The sequence below is a fragment of the Lactobacillus sp. M0396 genome (assembly GCF_016101625.1).
Lineage (GTDB): Bacteria > Bacillota > Bacilli > Lactobacillales > Lactobacillaceae > Lactobacillus > Lactobacillus huangpiensis.
Genome location: NZ_JACFQE010000002.1, coordinates 142,643 through 162,468 on the forward strand (window position 1 = coordinate 142,643; position 19,826 = coordinate 162,468).

Below are 19,826 nucleotides of genomic sequence, written 5' to 3' on the forward strand. Positions count from 1 at the left end.
TCTACTTACAGCTGATATTATAAATCAGTATTAAAGCGATTTCAATACTTATTTGATTATTTTTTTTAAGTGTTTCAATTCGAGATAAATAATTGTACTTTACGCAAATTTATACTTAAATAGTAGCAGAAGACTAATAGTAGTTTAAAGAAAAGGGATCAAATGGCAAGTAAAAAGCAAGCAAAATCTTCAAAACAGCAAATATGGTCTACTATTCGAGTGTTACTTTTAGGTGCCCTTTTTTATCTGGGCGTAACTTTAATCTTTTTCGGCTCCGGTTTTGGCAACTCCTATGTAGTTCAGCAAAATGCGGAAAAAGCAAATACCACTTTAACACAAAAGAAAGCAGATAGAAATAAAAAACGCAAAACAAGTTATGATGCCAGCAAAACCAAATCAGTTAGTGCAGCCAGCGTCCTTAGAGCCAAGCAAATTAAGGCATACGCTATTGGCCGCATTGCTATTCCTGCTGTTAACATTCATAATCCCCTTTTTGCCGGTTATGGCGATCAAAACCAGAACTTAGAATACGGTGTCGTTACCTGTCTGCCCGATCGCGTCATGGGCGGTGCTAATAATTATGTGCTTGCAGGACACTATATGGGGTCTTATGGTCCTGCAGTTTTGGATAATTTACATCTGGCACACCCTGGTGACCTCATCTATGTCACAGATTTGCATCATATTTATGTATATAAAATAAAAAGGATGTCTTTTGCCATCAAACCAACTCAGGTTGAAGTTGAAAACAATGTGCAGGATAAGAGTATGATTACACTAATTACATGTTCAGACTTTAACACTTCCAAATACGGTTACGGTCAACACCGTACAGTTGCACAGGGCGACTTGATCAGCAAAATGAAAGCAAGTCAACATAATTTAGCTCTTAGCGAATTGACTGCTAAGCCAAAGCATAGTAAAAAAGAACATCAAGTATCTTTGAAAAACAGTAAACAGCAAAAGACAATTAACAAGGCTGTTCAAGTCCGCGCAAATACTAAACCAAAATTTTATCAAAATATGACTTTCATCAGAACAGTAATTATTATCTTTAACGTTGTTTTTGTCCTCGCTATAGGCTGGCGACTTATTCACATCTGGTTTTTGAAATAGCGATTACAAGTTTAACTATATACTGGTAGTATAATTACCAATTTCGAAATAGTCATCTTTATTAATCCATGCTATACTGAGGGTAACACAATATCATGAGAATAATATTTGACTGCGGTTACTTTTACATACAAAATAGATAGTTAAATTTTAAAAAGGAATTTCATTTAAGCATTACAATTGCTATTGTTAATTTTAAGTAAGCGCTCTTAGCATCAAATATACTGCTATTTGGATTAGTAAAGAAGATGGTGACTAAATGACGACTAAAACCCGAGAATCAAGCGACTTGAATGATACAATTGAGCCTGCGTTTAAACTGCAAAATTCTGTCGAAGATTTCAACTTTAATATAATCTCTCCTTTTCAAAAATTGATAAGAGACAAAAATATCAGTTATGAAAACTATCAAAAATGGCTATCATGTTAAAGACCATTCATACTTAATAATCTCAATCCTATTTCCTAAAAGTTAAGGATTTAAACTTTGATAAAGATTTAATACACGATTCTTCATTATTGATCGACATTGTATATTTTAGTTTATAATATTTTCTTAAGTTGTTAAGTCAATTAATATAGTTCTCGGTTTTATTTTACTTGCATAAATAGATTGATCTTAAGAGCATTGAAACATCCTAGCTTCATTAAATCGAAGGTCATCCCCTGTACTTGCCCTTCCTAGCCAAACCCTAGATAATACTGATTTGTTACAACTCTGTTTGTATGATATCCTTAAACCCTTGTTCGGATTGAAAACTACTGATATAGCCCAGCTTGAGTTCAGTGTACCCAGTTAGACTTTAAAAACAATAAAATAACATTTTTATAAATTATAGTACACATGTTATTTTATTTGACAAAGTTGCATTGACTTTCAAAAAGTCACGACATATAATTGGTTTATATTCAATAACATCAGTAAAAGAGGGATTATATGACTACACAAAGTAAATTTTATAAAAAAAGCAAAAAACTGTTTGTTAGCGGTATAACAATAACGGCTATTAGTCTTTTGGGTACAAAAGCTTATACTGTTAAAGCCGATAATTTATCAGCTGGCTATTTAATGACCCAAAAAGTTAATCAAAATAATAATTTAAAACCAGTTAGCGCTGTTCCTACTTCAATTGCTTCAGCCAAAATCGTGCAAGAAGAAAATTTAGACCAAAATACTACTGGTTCCGACAAAAATCAAAACAGCAATGTTGGCAAAGCTGATACCAAACTTCAAGAACAAGTCAGTATCTATTATCAGGATGAAAGTGGGAAAGCTTTGCCTGATAATGAAGGCAAGACCTCTGATCACGGCACTATTGAAGAAGGCGAAAAAGGTAAGCATTTCACTGCCCCTGAAATTAAAGGCTACAAGCTTAGCTACATATTAATCAATGGTAACAAAGTAACCGATACTGACACTGCAAGTCTAGACTATACTGGAGCTGACTCTAACCCAACAGTTACCTTTGTCTATGCCAAAGTGGGAAAAACCTATTATCGTAACAAGGCTGCAGCAGTTACTGTAAAATATCAGGATGAATTGGGCAATACCCTAGCGGATGACATAATTTTAAATGGTTATGTTGGCGATGGGTATACAACTGGCGCTAAAGAAGTTACAGGTTATACTTTAAAAACAAGACCGGATAACGCTACCAGTTTCTTTAGTGATTATCCTCAAAGCGTAATTTACGTATATGTCAAAGACAATCAGGATAATCTTCCAACTAATGACAATAATACAGGAAATGATATTAATATAACTGATGGAACTGGCAAGACCAATAACTTACCCAAAACAAAAGATCATAATGACAATGCTGGAAACCACAAGCTTATTAATAGTGGTAAAAATAATGGCGATCCAAGTAATTTAACTGGCTCTGACAACCATAATGGTCATGCTGCTACTAAGGTATTAAGCAATAAAGATACAAAACAGGGTAAAAAACTACCACAAGCCGGCTTTGACAAGCAATCACGATTTGTTGCTTTGCTAGTTGGTTTTATGGCAATTATTACTAGTATAGTAGGTGCTTGGTTTAATCGTAAAAAGAAAGAATAACTAAATTTAATGTAAACTTTAAAATACTCCGTGAGGCATGATAGGCTTTTCGGAGTATTTTTAAATTCAAAGATTTTTATTATTTATTTTGATTTGCTATCTAAAGAAACTAATGATAAAAATTAAATCTTGTTACTATCTTTTAGTCTTGGAAAATAATTACTAGTCAATAACTGTTTTATTAAAAAATAAATAAACTGCTATTAAAAACATAGTTATATGCTCTCTCAATAAATTATCATTAAATACAAATGATAATTATTATTAAATTATATTGAAATACTTATGACATGTGTATAGACTTATTTTTATCATAATATAATTTAGATGGAGGAAAAAATATGAGCAAGCATAATATTTTTTATCATAAAGGTAAAAAAATATTGTTTAGTAGTATGGCAGTTGCTGCCTTAAGCGTCATATCTGCCAATCCAGTTGCAGCTATGGCTGCTGAATCACAGGGAGAGCAAACTTCTAAGCCTGCTGACGCAAAGCCGACAATACCAGCTGATTCTGGTGATAACGCTGGCGAAGATGATTCAAATATGCTATTGCCTTCAAAATGGACTAAAGACAATTGCAGTTATGATGAAAAGACTAAGACTTTAACTATTAAAGCCGGTACAATTGACAATGATTACAAATTTAGTGAAGATAACCCTATCAATCCTGCCCAAATAGCTTGGAACATTGATGGTGTTGATACAGATCAAATTCAAACCATTAAAATTGATGGTGCCGTTACTTTCAGAGGTGATGCTAGTTCCTTATTTGCTGGTTTACCAAACCTGGAGAAAATTAAGGGATTAAAGAATCTTGATACAAAAGAAGTCACTAACATGAAACAAATGTTTGCTAGTGATCCTAAATTGACTTCTTTAGACCTGTCAAACTTTGTCACTTCTAGCGTAACTGACATGATGGGCATGTTCTTTGATGATGAAGCATTAAGTACTTTAGATGTATCCAAGTTTACTACAGATTCAGTAGAAGACATGTCTTATATGTTTAGTAATGATTCAAGCTTAACCAAAATTGATGGCTTGGAGAAATTCAACACCGGAAAAGTTACTAAGATGTGGGAAATGTTTAAAGGTGATAAGGCTTTGACATCCCTGGATATTAGTAGTTTTAAGATGGTTAAACATGATAAAGCCATTAACGATAACGTTTCTGACACTGACAATACCGACGATAATAAAGGTACTACAAAGCCATCTCGTCAAACATATACCATTGATCAAGATATGTTATCAGGTATGGATAGCTTAAATGATATTAAACTTGGTTCAGACAATATCATTAACAATTCAGGACTCCCTGGTTCAGTAGAAGAGAGTCTAACTAGTGGAGAGACTAAGACTACTTGGTTCTTAAAGGATAGTAAAAACAAGGGATTAAGTTCAGTAGAACTTATGCAGAAATTTGACGGTAAAAATGATGTTAAAGGTTATGTAGGTGAATATACTACTACCAAGTCTACTGATAACAACAATAACAATACACCAAGCACACCGACTACTCCAAGTAATACTACTAACACAGGTAACACCAACACAAATACTACGACTGATAAGCAAGACACTAATAAGACGGATACTAACAAGCCAGACACTACTAAGCCTGCTGCTGACAACAAGAAGCCAGCTAAGAAGGCCAAGAAAGGTGTTAAGAGAGTTGTTACCCACAACGCTTATATCTTTAACCAAAAAGGCAAGCGTGTAAAAGGTGAATACTTCGTTGGTAAAACTATTACTACTTATGGTACTAAGACCATTAACGGCAAGAAGTTCTATGCTTTAGGCAAGAACCGTTTCGTTAAGGCTAATAATGTTACTGGTATCAACCGTAAATTAAAGCACAATGCCTTTATTTACACTAAGAAAGCCAATAACAAAGTTAAACGTTATGGTCGTGATGTTCTGAAGAAGAACAAGACAGTTAGAACTTACGGCGGTGCTGTTAAGATGCACAATAAGTTATACTACATCGTAGGCAAGAACCAATTTGTCAAGAAAGCAAACTTTTAAAGATTAAGAGATTTACTTTATAAATAAAAAGAACTCAACTAGTAGTTAAAACTGCTAATTGAGTTCTTTTTATATGCTCAAAAATTAATAAATACTTTAAAATTGTGTGTCTATATTACTAACTAGTGCCATATCTTCCAGCAAATAACCAAATTTAATTTATAAGTCAAAAACAGTTTTTAGGTGAGCTAATTATTTATTCTTGCCAAACAAGGTGAAATGTATAAATAGTGTTATTAAGTTTAATGAATTGTATAATAAGGAAAATAAGGTATAAGAAAAATATTAATCATGTATATGTTTATTTTATAATTAAGGAATGAATAGCAAAATGAGCCAGAAAAAGAAATCTATGCGAACCAAAACAGCAACAATGTTTTTTAGTGTTGCTACAGCAATTTTAAGTTCACTAACTGTTAACTCTGTAACAGTTAAAGCAGATCCATCTCTGCCCTCTCCTGCACAAATTAAGAATAAACAAATTAGTAATACCAATTATGCTAATTCTAAGTTAATTAGCAAAGAGCAACCCAACCCTCAAAAACAGCTTCAACCAAAAATTGCAGAGTCTACTGCTCCAAGTGCTGCTAATTTTAAATGGGGCAACCTTGATGTCAGCTATAGTAACCATGTAATTACCGTCCCCAGTGGCAGTGTAGGTCAACCGGATTCTTTAGCTCACATTAACGGCATTAATAGTGACGATGTGCAAGAAGTTAAATTTACGGGTCAACTAAAGATTGGCTCAGCTTCTGAAATGTTTAAGGACTTAACTAATTTAACTAAAATCACTGGTTTGGAAAATCTGGATACATCTGCTACCAGTGATATGCGGTACATGTTTGCGAATTGCCAAAATTTAACCAGCATAGATGGCATTGATAATTTGCAGACCACCAAAGTTACTAATATGTCTTTTATGTTTGCGGGCTGTAGTAAATTAGCAAGTCTGGACCTATCAAATTTTAATACTGCTAATACTAGTTATGTAGAGAGCATGTTTCAGGATTGTGAAAATTTACAAAGCATTAAGTTTTCACCTGATTTCACAATAGCCAAGGTGGATGATATAAGTCGCATGTTCAGTGGATGTTCAAGCTTAACTGCTTTAGATCTTAGTAAGTTTAATACTAGCCAAGTTAAAAAAATGATTTGGACTTTTAAGGATTGCTCCAGCTTAACCAAGTTGGATTTATCATCATTTGACACGTCTAATGTAATTGATATGAATGGAATGTTTAATAATTGTAGTAGCTTAAAAGAACTTGATCTCAGGAGTTTTGTCATAGATCCCAATATTGATAAGGGTTATATGTTAGATGGCCTCGCTAAATTAAATACCCTTAAACTAGGTAAAAGTACATATATTAATGATACGCATCTTAACACTCCAGGAACTTGGGTCAATATCGGCGATGGAAGCGAAGACGAACCACAAGCAAATAATAAATATCTGTCTGAAGACTTAATTGCCCATGCTCACGACATTCTTGGCGACACTTATATTCGACCAGGTAATCCTATTACTGTTTCTTACTTGGATACTAGTAAAAGATCACTTGCACCCGATACTAGTTTGAAGGGCAAAATTGGCGATGATTATAAAGTGACAACGAAGACAATTCCGGTATATATCGTAAAGAAAGTCCCAGATAATGCTACTGGGGTTTTCACCGATCAGCCGCAGAACATCGAATTTATTTATTCTGCTGATCCAGAATCTAACTCTACCACCACACCAATTAAAGCTACAGATGTTACAGTCTCTTATCAAGATGAAAACGGCAATCAAATTGCACCTGAAACAATATTACAGGGCAATGTGGGTGACGGCTATACTACTGGTACTGTTGAGATCCCAGATTATACTTTAAAAGTAAGACCTGCGAATGCCACCGGCTTTTTCAGCACTAAACCGCAAAGCGTAACTTATATTTATGCTCGAAATAATGCCATACCTGAAGAAAATGACCAAAATAGTCCAACAAATTCATCCAGTAATAACCTTAGCCAAAAAGGGACTTCACAAACTAATGAGTCCCAAAATAAGCACAAGTCCCGCACTAATGGTGTTACTGAGAACTATACTATTTTCAAATCCTCTGACAGTGATTCTGACTCCACTAATCCAGTACTTATCACCAACAATGGCCAAGAAGAAGAGTTGCCACAAACTGGCACTAATGAACGTTCACAAATAATCGTGCTGCTGTTAGGCTTTTTGTCGGTAATTTGCAGCCTGCTTGCCAGCTGCTTTAGTAAAAAGAAAAAAGGATGATTGCAAATTCAAAAATTCCGTCATAATTGACGGAATTTTTTGTCTTGCATAAAAATAAACGAACCGTTTTAATAAGAGAAGAAATTTTTTTAAAAAAGGAGTAAAAATGGGACTTAATAAACCACTTTTATTTGCGCTTAGCGATACTAAGCCTGGATCAAAAAACTTAATTACAGATGTTGCGGGCATTACCGTTGGCCACAAGACGGTTGTCACTGACAGACTCAGGACTGGTGTTACTGTGATCAACCCTTGCCCAGATAATATCTTTCGCGAAAAAATGCCTGCTGCTGCACACGTGATTAACGGCTTTGGCAAAAGCACAGGACTCATTCAAGTTAACGAGCTGGGTACAATTGAAACACCACTGGTTTTAACCAATACTCTCAGCGTGGGTACCGCATCAATGGCTTTAGTCAAAAGAATGCTAGCTGAAAATCCTGAAATTGGTCTGTCAACTGGCAGCGTCAATCCGATCATCATGGAGTGCAATGACAGTTCGATTAACCATATTCGCGATTTAGGTGTCACCGAAGACGATGTTAACGATGCTTTTGCAGCTGCTAGTACAGATTTCGCTGAAGGCGGAGTTGGCGGTGGCACAGGAATGCGCTGCTATGAACTTAAGGGCGGCATAGGCTCGGCTTCAAGACAAGTCGAAATTGACGGTAAGACCTTTACAATGGGCGCACTTGTTATGTCCAATTTTGGTCTTAGCGCTGATTTGAACATTTATGGTCATGCCATTGGTAAAAAGTTTGTGGATAACAAGGATAGTAAGGAAAAAGGCAGCATTATCACAGTAATTGCTACTGACATTCCGTTTAGCTCGAGACAATTAAAACGCATTGCCAAACGTTCCGGTATCGGTATCACTCGCAGTGGCTCATTTAGCGGCAACGGTAGTGGCGAGATTACTCTAGCTTTCTCTACTGCTAACCGGGTAAGTCATTTCCCCGACCATGAGTTGAGCACAATTCAGGCAATTACTGATGACAAAATCGACCGTTACTTTAGGATTACGGTAGATATTGTGCACGAAGCCATTCTCAGTTCTTTGGCTCATGCCCAAACAACGCCTGACCGTGAGGGTAAGCCCATGTTTTGTCTAAAAGATGCCCTATTGCATCTTGGTGATGATAAAGAGGCAGTGCAATTAATTGCAGATTTAGGACTTTAATCAGATACCGGTAACAATAATTTTTACTATCTTGCAGTGTTATAATTAACTGAAAATGTGAGCGATTGCAAAGGAGAATTAATATGACACCATGGTGGAAAAATGCAGTAATTTATCAGATCTATCCCAAGTCTTTCCAAGATAGCAACGGTGACGGTATTGGTGACCTGCCGGGCATTATAAGTCGCTTAGACTATTTGCAAAAATTGGGAATAGATGCAATTTGGCTTTCACCAATTTATAAATCTCCTGGCATCGATAATGGGTATGATATTGCCGATTATAAAGCAATCGATCCGCAATATGGCAGCATGCAAGATATGGACAGGCTGATTAGTGAGGCTAAAAAACGTGGCATTCGAATCATCATGGATTTAGTCGTTAATCATACTTCTGATCAACATGAGTGGTTTATTGAAGCACGTAAAAGTAAAGATAATCCTTACCGAGACTATTACATCTGGCGTGATCCTGTTGCCGGTCATGAACCTAATGATCTAAAATCTGATTTTTCAGGTTCTGCCTGGCAATTTGATGATAAAACGAACCAGTATTACTTACACTTTTTTGCCCCGCAACAACCAGATTTGAACTGGCAAAATCCACAATTACGACACAAAATATATGACATGATGAACTTCTGGCTTGATAAAGGCATTGGCGGCTTTCGCATGGACGTGATCGAACTAATTGGCAAAGATCCGGATCGAAAAATTCGCGAAAATGGTCCCCAGCTTCATCATTATATTCAGGAAATGAACCAAGCTGTTTTAGCTAACCGCGATGTAGTAACTGTTGGTGAGACCTGGAGTGCTGATCTCGATAGTGCCCGTAAGTATTCTGATCCTGACCGGCATGAGCTCTCTATGATTTTTCAGTTTGAAGATCAAAACATTGATAAGCAGCCGGGAAAGACAAAATGGGATCTCAAACCCTTTAAGGCCAGCGATCTTAAAGAGATCTTGATTAAATGGCAAACACAAATTGATTATAATCATGGCTGGAATAGTTTGTTCTGGGAAAATCATGATCTTCCACGTGTCATTTCTCGTTGGGGCAATGATAATAAATACAGAGTACAATCTGCCAAAATGTTTGCCATTGCCTTACATTTAATGCGAGGTACTCCTTATATTTATAATGGTGAAGAAATTGGCATGACAAACTGTCCGGTCAAGGATATCTCTGAAGTTGAAGACCTTGAAAGTGTCAATATTTATAATGAGCGAATCAAGCAAGGTTATACCAAAGAAGAACTTATCAGGTCAATCAATGCTAAAGGGCGCGACAATGCCCGCAGACCCATGCAGTGGTCAGCGTCTTTTGCTGCTGGTTTTACTACTGGCACTCCTTGGCTGGCGCTTAATCCCAACTATCAGGATATTAACGTTCAAACGGCTTTAGCTGACCCACAATCAATTTTTTACACCTACCAAAAATTGATTAAGTTACGTCACGAAAACGAAATTATCGTTAATGGCAGCTTCACTCCTGTTTCTGCCAGTCCTAACGTCTTGGCATATTACCGTGAACTTGTTGGCGAGCGCTGGTTAGTCGTTGCTAATTTGACAGGCAATGAAGAACGATTTTCTGCACCTGCTAAAATAAAACAAGTTATCATTAGTAACTATCAGGCACCCAAAACACTTGATAATATTAAATTAAGACCATATGAAGCCTTTGCTGTAATTGCAAAATAAATAGTAAAAGCCATATTTAAGTTTAACCTCAAATACGGCTTTTTAATTTGCTCAAGTTGATTCTTTTTACCTGCGATAATATGCTTCATTAATTGTTGCACTAATATTACTATTTTCAGCAGTATATGCCCTTGATTAATTCATATTTATCCTTAAATGTTCGAATACGACATTTTTGCTAATTCTTATTATGCCCAAGTTATAACTTAAGTATAAAAGTTTTACGTTAGGAGCTACAAAATCATGGACGTTTTCGCAAAAAATAAGAATTATCGCAAATTTACAATCGCCAGCTTTTTATCTGGTGCAGGCAACATTTTATTTTATCTGGCACTTATTACTTACGCCAGTAAATTAAGAAATTATGCTTTAGCAATTTCATTGATTTCAATTTCTGAATCAATACCTGAAATACTGCAAGTTTTTATTGGTTATTTAGCTGACCGCACTAAAAATAAATTTAAATTGATGGTTTGGCTAGCCGTTATCCGTTTTGGACTTTACTTAATCGTTGGTATACTTTTCGCCAGTGGCTTTGCTGGTTGGAATCTAGTTTTAACTGTTATTGGCATCAACCTGATGTCAGATATTGCCGGTTCATATTCTGGTGGTTTGCAAACTCCACTAATTGTTGCTATTGTTGGAAACGATGATCTCGCTGAAGCTGAAGGCTTTGCCAGCGGCATTAACAGTATTATAAATATGATTGCCCAATTTATTGGATCAGGTTTATTACTATTTATGTCCTACTCTAGCCTGGCAATCCTTAACGCGTTAACATTTCTAGCAGCAGGTGTCCTTTTTGCCAATGTTGGTTTCAATTATCACAAAAATCATTCTCAAAAAGAAACTGTTCAGGTTAACGAGCATGGCTTTTTTAAGACGATTGCTTTTTCATTCAAAGAAGTTAAAAAAGCTAATGGACTATTAACTGTTGTTTTAGTAATTGCCTTGCTAAATGGTATTTTAGGCACTATTGAACCTTTAATTTCAATCGTAGTTGCAGGCAATAAATCCTCTATGATTATCGTAACATATAGTTTTACCATTGCTCTAATTGGCGGTGTGATGACTGCCGGCATGGCTCTTGGCAGTATCGTAGGCACTAAATTATTTAAAAACATGTCATTATCTACTGTGGCAATAATTGCCACTGCCTTAAGCACAGCAGTTGTAGGCAGCATGCTTATTAAAAATATTTTTATTTGCTTACCTGTTATGGCAAGTCTTGCAGCATTTATTGGTACTGCCAGTCCTAAATTAACGCAATGGCTGGTTGGTGCCGTTGACCAAGATATTCTATCTTCAACGATTGGATTGTTGAACACAATTTTAATAATAACCAGTCCTGTTATGACTACCATTTTTACTACAATTACTGCTTCGTTTAATGTTACTACTGCATTAATACTACTGGGAATCACAAGTTTAATAGTACTCGTAATAACGGTCAAAGTTGCTTGCTCAATTAACAAAAAGCCAGCAATTGAGGCAGCATAATTTGGAAATGTTTATTGGCAATTAAAAACCATCCTAGTTAGGGTGGTTTTTAACTTTTACTCAAAATTTTTTAATTTCTGCTTGGTATAACTGGGTTGTTTTGGAATCAAAGGCACACATAATAACTTCCATTTGATAATCAGAATGCTGAATGAGCCAATTTTGCACGGCAGTAAAAGCAATATGTGCAGCAGCTGCAGCCGGAAAGCCGTAAGCCCCAGTAGAAATTGCCGGGAACGCGATACTATGTAAGCCATGGCTTTTGGCTAAATTTAGGGAGCTGATATAGCAACTTTTCAATAACTTATTATCTTCTGCAGACCCCGAATAAATTGGTCCCACAGTATGAATTACAAACTTAGCAGGCAACTTGTAGCCCTTGGTAATTTTAGCCTGTCCCGTTTCACAGCCATGAAGCTGGCGACACTCTGCCAATAATTCCGGTCCAGCTGCTTGATGAATTGCCCCATCAACTCCCAAGCCACCTAACAATGTCTTATTGGCAGCATTAACAATTGCATCTACCGTTAATTTGGTTATGTCCCCTTGAATTATTTTGATATTTTCCATAAACTGAGCCTCTCTTTTATTTCATTTTAAACCCAAATTATTTTTTGCCCAAACAAAAAATGCGACTCACAAAGTGGTCGCATTTTCAACAAGTTAGTATACATAATTACTTATTTTTCAGTGCATTCTCTACAGCTTCTTCAATTGCTTTACTTGTCCTAGTTGCTCCAGTAACGGCATCGACATCTATTGAATTTGCATTAACTATTTCTTGCGGTACAACCTTTAACGCTCTTTTACCAACATCCTCACTTTCATTTTCAGAAACAATTTCTACGTTGGTGATTCGACTATCTTGATAAGTAACCCGAACTTTAATTTCGTCACCCATACCTGAATGAGAAACACCCAGGTATTGGTTACTGTCTAATGTAATTTTATCTTCATGATTAATTAGATCATTCTGCCCATTCATTTCTGTAGAAGCAGCAACTCTCTTACTCTCTTCTTTTGTAACATTCTCACCAGCTATTTTCCCAAATATTAAACATTCGGCGATATTGCATGCTGTTTGATAGTTATTTACACAAACCCCACCAAGTTCACCAGCACCATACAAATGTTTAATAGGCTGATCTGTTTGATCGACAATTTGAGCCTTACTATTACGTTTAGGTCCGCCTTGAGTATTTAAAACACAGTTTACCATCTTGATGGCATAAAATGGTCCATGGTCAAATTTGCTCATTGTTTTAACATCTCTATTAAATTGATAGTCTTTTTCTTGATCAACGAAGAAATTAAAATCGCTAATCGATTGCTTTAAATTAGCAACGGGAACATTAATCTTTTCAGCTAATTCTTCAACAGTGGCTGCTTTAACTAAAGTTTTGTCAAAACCTTCAAATGGATCTGGTTTTGATTTTATTTTTTCAAGTTGTTTTTGATCAAAAACAAGATGGATATTTGTGTGATAACGTGGTATATCCCATCTGCCATGATTATAAACATGGCCATGACGATTTGCCCCACTCTCATTCATATACCTTGTACCATCTTCAGTTACAGCTATAATGCTTCCATTTCTAAACTGTGAATTATCAAATACAAGTCGCGCACGCTCTCCTTCTTTCGTATAGAAAGCAAGTCCTGGCAATACACCTGCACTTTCATAATTCCACATGTGCCATAATTGCGCGCCAGCTTCAATAGATAATCTAATGCCATCTCCCTTATTGTACAAAGTGCCAAATGGTGACAGATATTTGCTATTCAAATATGTCTGAGCCATTTCACGACTATTTTCATAACCACCTAACGTTAAAACTACCCCTTTAGTCGCAGCAACACTAATATTTTTACCATTACGTTCAATAATTGCACCTACTACAGTTTTATCATCCGGATCAATAATCAAATGTTTAGCTCTTGAATTAAGCCAAACATCAATATTCGCACTTCTATCAATTACCTTTTGCCGCAATATTTTCCATAATGCACTGTCAGCTATCCCTTCATGAACTAATGAAAAGTCAAATGTATTGGCTCCTTCATATTCTGGAAATTCTTCCAGCATCTCTTGTAAAGGAAAAGCATATTTAGAGGTGTCTAAGTTATCATGTCGTACACTAACTGGATTAACATTTAGATATTTTTTCAAATATTCTCTCATGTTAGTCATACCTTTTGCATAAACTTCTTGTACTTTTTCATCTTCATCCATCGGTGTAGACAAATTTTTATAATAGGCTAACAGCTTCTCATAGTTATCCCCTGTTCCAATCAGCTGAACACAATACCTTGTATTTCCACCTTCATGGCCATATGGAGCAGAGTCAACCAGCAAGACTTTTGCTCCATTATCTGCTGCAAAACGTGCAGCGGTAGCACCCGCTCCACCAAAGCCTAGAACAACAACATCATATTTCGCTTTATATTCTGGTTTCATTATTATGTTCTCCTACTATTTGACTTCATATAACCGTTTACATCCTTATTATCAATGATATAATGTGACTTGTTAAATAGTTATTTTATAAGTTGAATATAAGTGAATATCAATAATGAAACTTGATGAAGAATTAGTCTTTAAAATTTTAGAGAGTACTAAATACTGTAAAAGCATTAGCGAAATTGCAACTCAGTTATATTTAAGTCAACCATATATTAGTCAAGTTCTTAAAAATGCAGAGGCATATTACAAGGTTAAACTGATTAATCGTAAAACAATACCAATTAGTATAACCCCTGCAGGAGAACAAGTTCGGAATGGCTTGCTTAAAATTATTAGCGATAGAAACGAAATCAATGCCAATTTAAGACCATTTATTGCGTCAAAAGAAGATACAATTAAGATTGCATATACTCCTATATGGACAAAACAACAAGGTAAAATAATTAAACAGTTACAAAACGAATTTCCACATACTAAATTTTTCCTGCAAAAAGTATTCACCAGCAATACATCTTATAATCTAATTGCTAATCATATTTATGATATATTTTGGGGACGTTATCTTAAAGGCAATGAAATTCGTTCTAAGTTTTTATACAGACAAATAGCCTATTTAATTATTCCTAAAAATTCTGCAATTTATCAACGAGGATTAAGAGAAATTTCTTTTAGTAAAGCAAAATTTAATCAACTTAATGGTTCAAATTTAGTAGCGTTAGAAAATGATTCTTGGTTTCAAGAAGCGGTTAACCATCTTTTTATAGATAATGGGATTAAGGTTAATCAATCTATCACAGTCAATGACTTTATAGGAGCTGTAGAATTAGCAATTCAAGGATTTGGTATAACTATTACTCTCGCTAATACGTTAAACTATATTGACAGTTCATTAGAATTCAACTACATGAAATTACCATTATCCAGTTTAAACTTAGATACAGGCTTAAGTATCAGCAGAGATGCTCCTATTCAATTACAAAATATTGCTAAAAGTTTTGCAGATTTAATAATCAAAACAGGTTGGCAAAATTAGGACAAAACAAAAAATGCGACTCACAAAGTGGTCGCATTTTTCTTCTATATAAATAGCAAAAATCTTAAATATGTTATAGCACTATCAGGAAATATCTACACCTCCTGTTATTCTATTAAGAAAGCTAGTTCCATTCTGTGGCATTTCTACTCCGAAGAATTCAGCTCCAGTTGCACCAACATCAGAAAGAGATTCTCTTTCACCAACATATTTATAATGTACATTCTCTTTATATATTAATAAAGGAACCTTTTCCCTAGTATGTTGTGCATGGCCAATAGTAGGATCATCACCATGATCAGCCATGACAATTAAAATATCATCTCCGGTAAAATACTGTTCCGCTTCTGGCAATCTTCTATTAACTATCTCCAAAATATTTGCATAATGATCTGTATCCTCAGAGTGGCCAGCTAAATCAGTTTCCTGAATATTCATGAAAATTAATCCATTACTTATTTCTTTTGCCTGATCTATAAATCTATCAAACAAGTAGTTACTATCTACACCAGGAAATCGTCTATCAGTGTCACCTCTTACTATATCAGAAGCTTTGCCAATTAAAGCAACATCAATCCCATGACGAATTAAAATACTGGCTAGCTGTACTTTGGGATTAATACCGTAACCTAAATGAACAACATGGTAATTTTTCTTATATACACCTGATTCCGGTGCAGAAATACCAACATACTTTTCTTTTTTAATGTGTCGGGCATCAAGAATATTATCAATGGTCACATCACTACCACCAAAAGCAATTACTCTGGATACTTTGACTACTTTTCTAACGGATTCTCCTAATTTTGTAATTTCTGCGAATGACATTTTATCTAAAGTAGCCGTAACATTATATACTTGTCCTGGATCTGCTTCTAAATTGTCAGCAACAGTCGCACAGTTATTAACAACTAAAATTTCTAATCCCGGATCTCCGTATCTTTTTACAGTAAAGCCGTCTTCCCTTACTTGTTTTTCAACCTGATCAATTACTTCATTAAAGGGTTGAAGTAAAGGCATTGGTGGATTAGTTCCCATTATTTCTTGGTGTCCTAAATAAGAATCAGCCCCGTGATGTTTAAGAAGAGCTGTACCCCAATTCGCGTCCGGTGAAAAAATATGTCTGCCACGTTCAACGCCAATTGCATTAATTAAACCTAATCTTTCAAGATTGGGAATATCAATGTTCGGCTCAGCTTTAATGATATTCAAAGCTGTATTTGAACCAACATCATTAGGCCGGACTTGAGGTACATCGTCCATTGCACCAACACCAAAACCATCTAAAACTATTACACCAAATTTACTCATTACATTATCTCCTTAGGCATATGTTTGCCCTGACTATCATATAAACCTAATAATTTTGGCTTGCCTGATTGCAAGCCATCTACAATTGCTACAACACTTCTTGTAACAAAAATTTGCGTCCTAAAATCAGTAATAACTGTTGCACCTTCTGTATAAGAATCTTCAAGCTCCAAGTAATAGTCAATGCTTTCGTTGTCAAAAGGCAAAACTTTACTCTCATATTCCTGATTATCAGCAAATACTAATGCATTGCTTGCATGCCCTCTTCTGTAATATCCTCCGCCATAAAAATAGCTGTGGCCCTTAAAACTATGCGAAATTTCACTAACATAGCAGTATGCCGGAATTTCCGGTTGCTTTGAATTTGCATGAAGTGGCGTAGTACCTGATAAACCATGACCGGGTTCCCCTTCGTTTCCTCCCAATTTTTTAATTAATGGAATTGAATTGCAACATGTAGCAGAAGGTAAACTCACAACCCGTAAAGGATAATTATTTTCCCGAAATATTTTTCTGACTTTTTCTATAGTTTTAACATTAGTAGTAGGTTCAATTTTATTAGTAGAGTCATTAAATAAAAGTGCGGGAAAGCAGGTTATACCAACCAACTCAACATTTGAAAAGCTAACTATTTTGGTGAAATTAGACTTAAACTCGCTGATAGTTAACCCTCCCACTTGTCCCGGATAGAGTTCGTCATTGTCTCCTATAACTTTAAGGATAATTTTTTGAGTTACTTTTAATTCTTTAGCTATCTGATTGATATATACTAAATTGTTCATCGAATAAACCGTCACGTATTTGGTTCCATAAGCTAAGACTTTTTTGACCAAACTTCTCGGCATTTGCACCAAATTCCCCACATTACCAAGGTGCAGTCCATAATGCATAAAGGTTTCTGCTTCCCTAAAATCAACAACTACTGCTAGTGGTATTCCGGCTTCTTCAATCGCTTTGGCTATAACTGGATTACGACCAAATTGTTTTGTCATATAAAGCAATTCAACCTTATTTTCTTTGGCTGCTTTAACCATTTTTTTGGTATTATTTTTAATTGCTTCCAAATCAATGACATAAGTGTCTGGTAAAATCCGACCACTTTGATGAAGTTGAACTGCATAATCAATTAGACAAGGGTTATATTTTTTTAGTGAAGGTAAAAACATTATTTCACCTCCTTTATACATTTTTGCAAAATATTAATAATAGTATCTGCACCTGCTCTATACGGATTTATTCGAATCGTATTGTCCAATAATTCAGGATCATAAGCTTTAAATGTTCCTGAAACTCTGTATATCATAGGAACAATTTCATATTTAGATTCTGCACCAATTGGATTAGGTGCTCCACCAAATTTAGCCACATTTTTTAAAATTTCTTTGGCTATCGGATGAGTAAATTCCACTAGTAAAACTTTTGATTGTGCATTTGCAACGTAAGCTTTTTTGACTTCTGGAACCTCGTTGTTATTAAGTCTCTCTTTTAACTCATTAATAACTCGAGCTTGATTAGCTAAAGCGACAGGTGCATATACCATGCCCCTTAAAACATCCAAAGCTTCATGCCCTTGAACCTGCGAACCACCCGAATAATTTTCCTCTCGTAGTTTATCCAAGTATATTTTTTTACCGACTATACATCCTATCCCTTCAGGACCCAATAGCTTAAATGTGGAAAAACAACTTAAATCTGCACCTAGTTCAGTTCCAATTTTATGCACTTTCATAACAGCGTAGTTATCATCTGTAATGATAGGAATATTGTGGCTATAGCGTGTCCTTAAGACTTTTAGAACATGACCCATATCGTAAGAATCATCAGGCTTTTGTCTGGTATATTGAACTAATATGCCAGCAATATTTTCCGGTAATTTAACAGTATCAATTTTATTGAAATCAACTTCTTTTGTTTTTACACCCATCATAGTCAGAGAAACTTGGGTAGTAGGATAAATTGGAGCTTCATGAACTAATAAAGTTTGTCCCGCATTTAAAACAGAATGTAGTGCGCTTCTAATAGCACCAGTACCTGAGCCTCTTACCAGCATGGCGGCTTCAGTATTAAAAAACTTGGCGATTACTTCCTCTGCTTTTTTAGTAAACTTGGGTTCATTTAACCCTGGAATAACTCCCAAGTCTCCTCTGGTAATAATCTCATTACCCGCAAAAACATTAGTAATTGCATCTACTAATTGCCACTGCTTTGTTAAAGCTTCCTCCGGTGTAATACTTTCTAGCGGGTAAGTTGTAAAATCAGTCATTCCAATCACCACCAAAAATTCTTTGAGGGTTTTCTACCAGCATTTTATTAATAAACTCCTCAGTTACACCACCAGCTTTTAGCTCAGGAATGAAACTATCCAATAAATATGCATAACCAATGCCGCCATTTGCTTTTAAATGAGATTTTCTAGTTATGTCCATTGACATAACAATTTGATCTGTAAAGCCTGCATCTTGGGCTGCTTTAATTATTTCGACCCTTTTAGCATCAGACATATAGTTATTTTTACCTATAGTATCTATTTCTACATTAATTCCTGTCTTTAACATTTCTAAGACATAATTAGGATTACCCGTTAGATCTACATGGCCAATAATGACCTTGCTTAAATTGGCATGTTTTTTTTGAAAAAATTCAACTTGCTCACGTCCTAAAGTGCCTATTGAAGTATGTGTCATAATTGGAGTATGAGTTTCTTTACTAGCAATAACTGCTGCATTAAATACTTTTTCTTCTTGTTCAGTCCATCTATTTTTAGTTGTAGCAATTTCTCCTATGACTCCAGCTTTAATATCTGTATTTTTAATTCCTACTGTAATGTCTTTGATCATCATTTCGGCTAATTGTGTGACTGATAACTGATATATTTCTATTGGTAAAAAAGCAGATTGATACCAGCCTGTAGCTTGGACAATATTAATTCCTGTTTCTGTAGCTACTTTTTGTGCATATGCTACATTCCTTCCAATACCTCGACAGGTGGCTTCAACAATGTTTCTTACCCCTTTGTTATAAAGCTCTTTCAATTCTTTTATTACCAGCCCTTGGGAATCAAGTAATGCATCTTCATCCTCAATTACTTCTGAACGATCTATAGGAATATGTTCATGCGCATACGTAATACCTGGTTTTAAAACTGTCAT

General features: G+C 35.4%; 15 protein-coding genes. 9 read left to right on the plus strand and 6 right to left on the minus strand.

The genetic code is table 11. The features are described 5' to 3' along the window. Window positions 1–162 precede the first annotated feature (162 nt). From H3T43_RS03180 to H3T43_RS03215, 8 genes are all read left to right on the plus strand, one after another. A complete protein-coding gene (locus H3T43_RS03180; RefSeq protein WP_198212549.1) occupies window positions 163–1,116 on the plus strand; it encodes a class A sortase in 954 nt (317 codons plus the stop codon). Between the two features lie 259 nt (window positions 1,117–1,375). Then, window positions 1,376–1,546 (plus strand): hypothetical protein, encoded by a 171-nt coding sequence (locus H3T43_RS03185; RefSeq protein ID WP_187154080.1) that lies wholly within the window; start codon window positions 1,376–1,378, stop codon window positions 1,544–1,546. Between the two features lie 507 nt (window positions 1,547–2,053). Further along, window positions 2,054–3,181 carry a MucBP domain-containing protein gene (locus H3T43_RS03190; RefSeq protein ID WP_198212550.1) on the plus strand — a complete coding sequence of 376 codons (1,128 nt, stop codon included), beginning with the start codon at window positions 2,054–2,056 and terminating at the stop codon, window positions 3,179–3,181. Between the two features lie 341 nt (window positions 3,182–3,522). After that, window positions 3,523–5,211, plus strand: a complete 1,689-nt coding sequence (locus H3T43_RS03195) for an SLAP domain-containing protein (RefSeq protein ID WP_198212551.1) — start codon at window positions 3,523–3,525, stop codon at window positions 5,209–5,211. A gap of 331 nt (window positions 5,212–5,542) precedes the next feature. Then, on the plus strand, window positions 5,543–7,489 hold the full coding sequence (locus tag H3T43_RS03200; RefSeq protein ID WP_198212552.1) for a MucBP domain-containing protein: 1,947 nt from the start codon (window positions 5,543–5,545) through the stop codon (window positions 7,487–7,489). 106 nt (window positions 7,490–7,595) lie between these two features. Continuing rightward, the gene (locus H3T43_RS03205) at window positions 7,596–8,669 is read left to right on the plus strand and encodes a P1 family peptidase (RefSeq protein ID WP_198212553.1); all 1,074 of its coding nucleotides are present in this window, start codon (window positions 7,596–7,598) and stop codon (window positions 8,667–8,669) included. A gap of 83 nt (window positions 8,670–8,752) precedes the next feature. Continuing rightward, a complete protein-coding gene (locus tag H3T43_RS03210; protein WP_198212554.1) occupies window positions 8,753–10,369 on the plus strand; it encodes an alpha-glucosidase in 1,617 nt (538 codons plus the stop codon). Between the two features lie 243 nt (window positions 10,370–10,612). Beyond that, window positions 10,613–11,869 (plus strand): MFS transporter, encoded by a 1,257-nt coding sequence (locus H3T43_RS03215; RefSeq protein ID WP_198212556.1) that lies wholly within the window; start codon window positions 10,613–10,615, stop codon window positions 11,867–11,869. A 60-nt stretch (window positions 11,870–11,929) separates the two neighbouring features. Here H3T43_RS03215 and H3T43_RS03220 read toward each other — a convergent pair whose 3' ends face one another. Together H3T43_RS03220 and H3T43_RS03225 are read right to left on the minus strand one after the other, a co-directional pair. After that, window positions 11,930–12,439 carry an O-acetyl-ADP-ribose deacetylase gene (locus H3T43_RS03220; protein WP_198212558.1) on the minus strand — a complete coding sequence of 170 codons (510 nt, stop codon included), beginning with the start codon at window positions 12,437–12,439 and terminating at the stop codon, window positions 11,930–11,932. Window positions 12,440–12,545: 106 nt separating this feature from the next. Continuing rightward, on the minus strand, window positions 12,546–14,327 hold the full coding sequence (locus tag H3T43_RS03225; protein ID WP_198212560.1) for an FAD-binding protein: 1,782 nt from the start codon (window positions 14,325–14,327) through the stop codon (window positions 12,546–12,548). 115 nt (window positions 14,328–14,442) lie between these two features. On the opposite strand from H3T43_RS03225, the gene H3T43_RS03230 reads away from it, so the two are divergent. Further along, window positions 14,443–15,366 (plus strand): LysR family transcriptional regulator, encoded by a 924-nt coding sequence (locus tag H3T43_RS03230; protein ID WP_198212562.1) that lies wholly within the window; start codon window positions 14,443–14,445, stop codon window positions 15,364–15,366. 84 nt (window positions 15,367–15,450) lie between these two features. On the opposite strand, the gene H3T43_RS03235 is transcribed toward H3T43_RS03230, so the two are convergent. From H3T43_RS03235 to H3T43_RS03250, 4 genes are read right to left on the minus strand one after another with little or no spacing between them, the layout of a single operon-like run. Further along, the gene (locus H3T43_RS03235; protein WP_198212564.1) at window positions 15,451–16,677 is read right to left on the minus strand and encodes a phosphopentomutase; all 1,227 of its coding nucleotides are present in this window, start codon (window positions 16,675–16,677) and stop codon (window positions 15,451–15,453) included. Continuing rightward, entirely contained in the window at window positions 16,677–17,843 is a 1,167-nt protein-coding gene (locus tag H3T43_RS03240) for a YhfX family PLP-dependent enzyme (RefSeq protein ID WP_198212566.1), read from the minus strand. Before H3T43_RS03240 ends, H3T43_RS03235 begins: the two co-directional genes overlap by 1 nt. Then, a complete protein-coding gene (locus tag H3T43_RS03245; protein ID WP_198212568.1) occupies window positions 17,843–18,940 on the minus strand; it encodes an aminotransferase class V-fold PLP-dependent enzyme in 1,098 nt (365 codons plus the stop codon). Before H3T43_RS03245 ends, H3T43_RS03240 begins: the two co-directional genes overlap by 1 nt. Beyond that, window positions 18,933–19,826, minus strand: a complete 894-nt coding sequence (locus H3T43_RS03250) for a phosphotriesterase (RefSeq protein ID WP_198212570.1) — start codon at window positions 19,824–19,826, stop codon at window positions 18,933–18,935. Before H3T43_RS03250 ends, H3T43_RS03245 begins: the two co-directional genes overlap by 8 nt.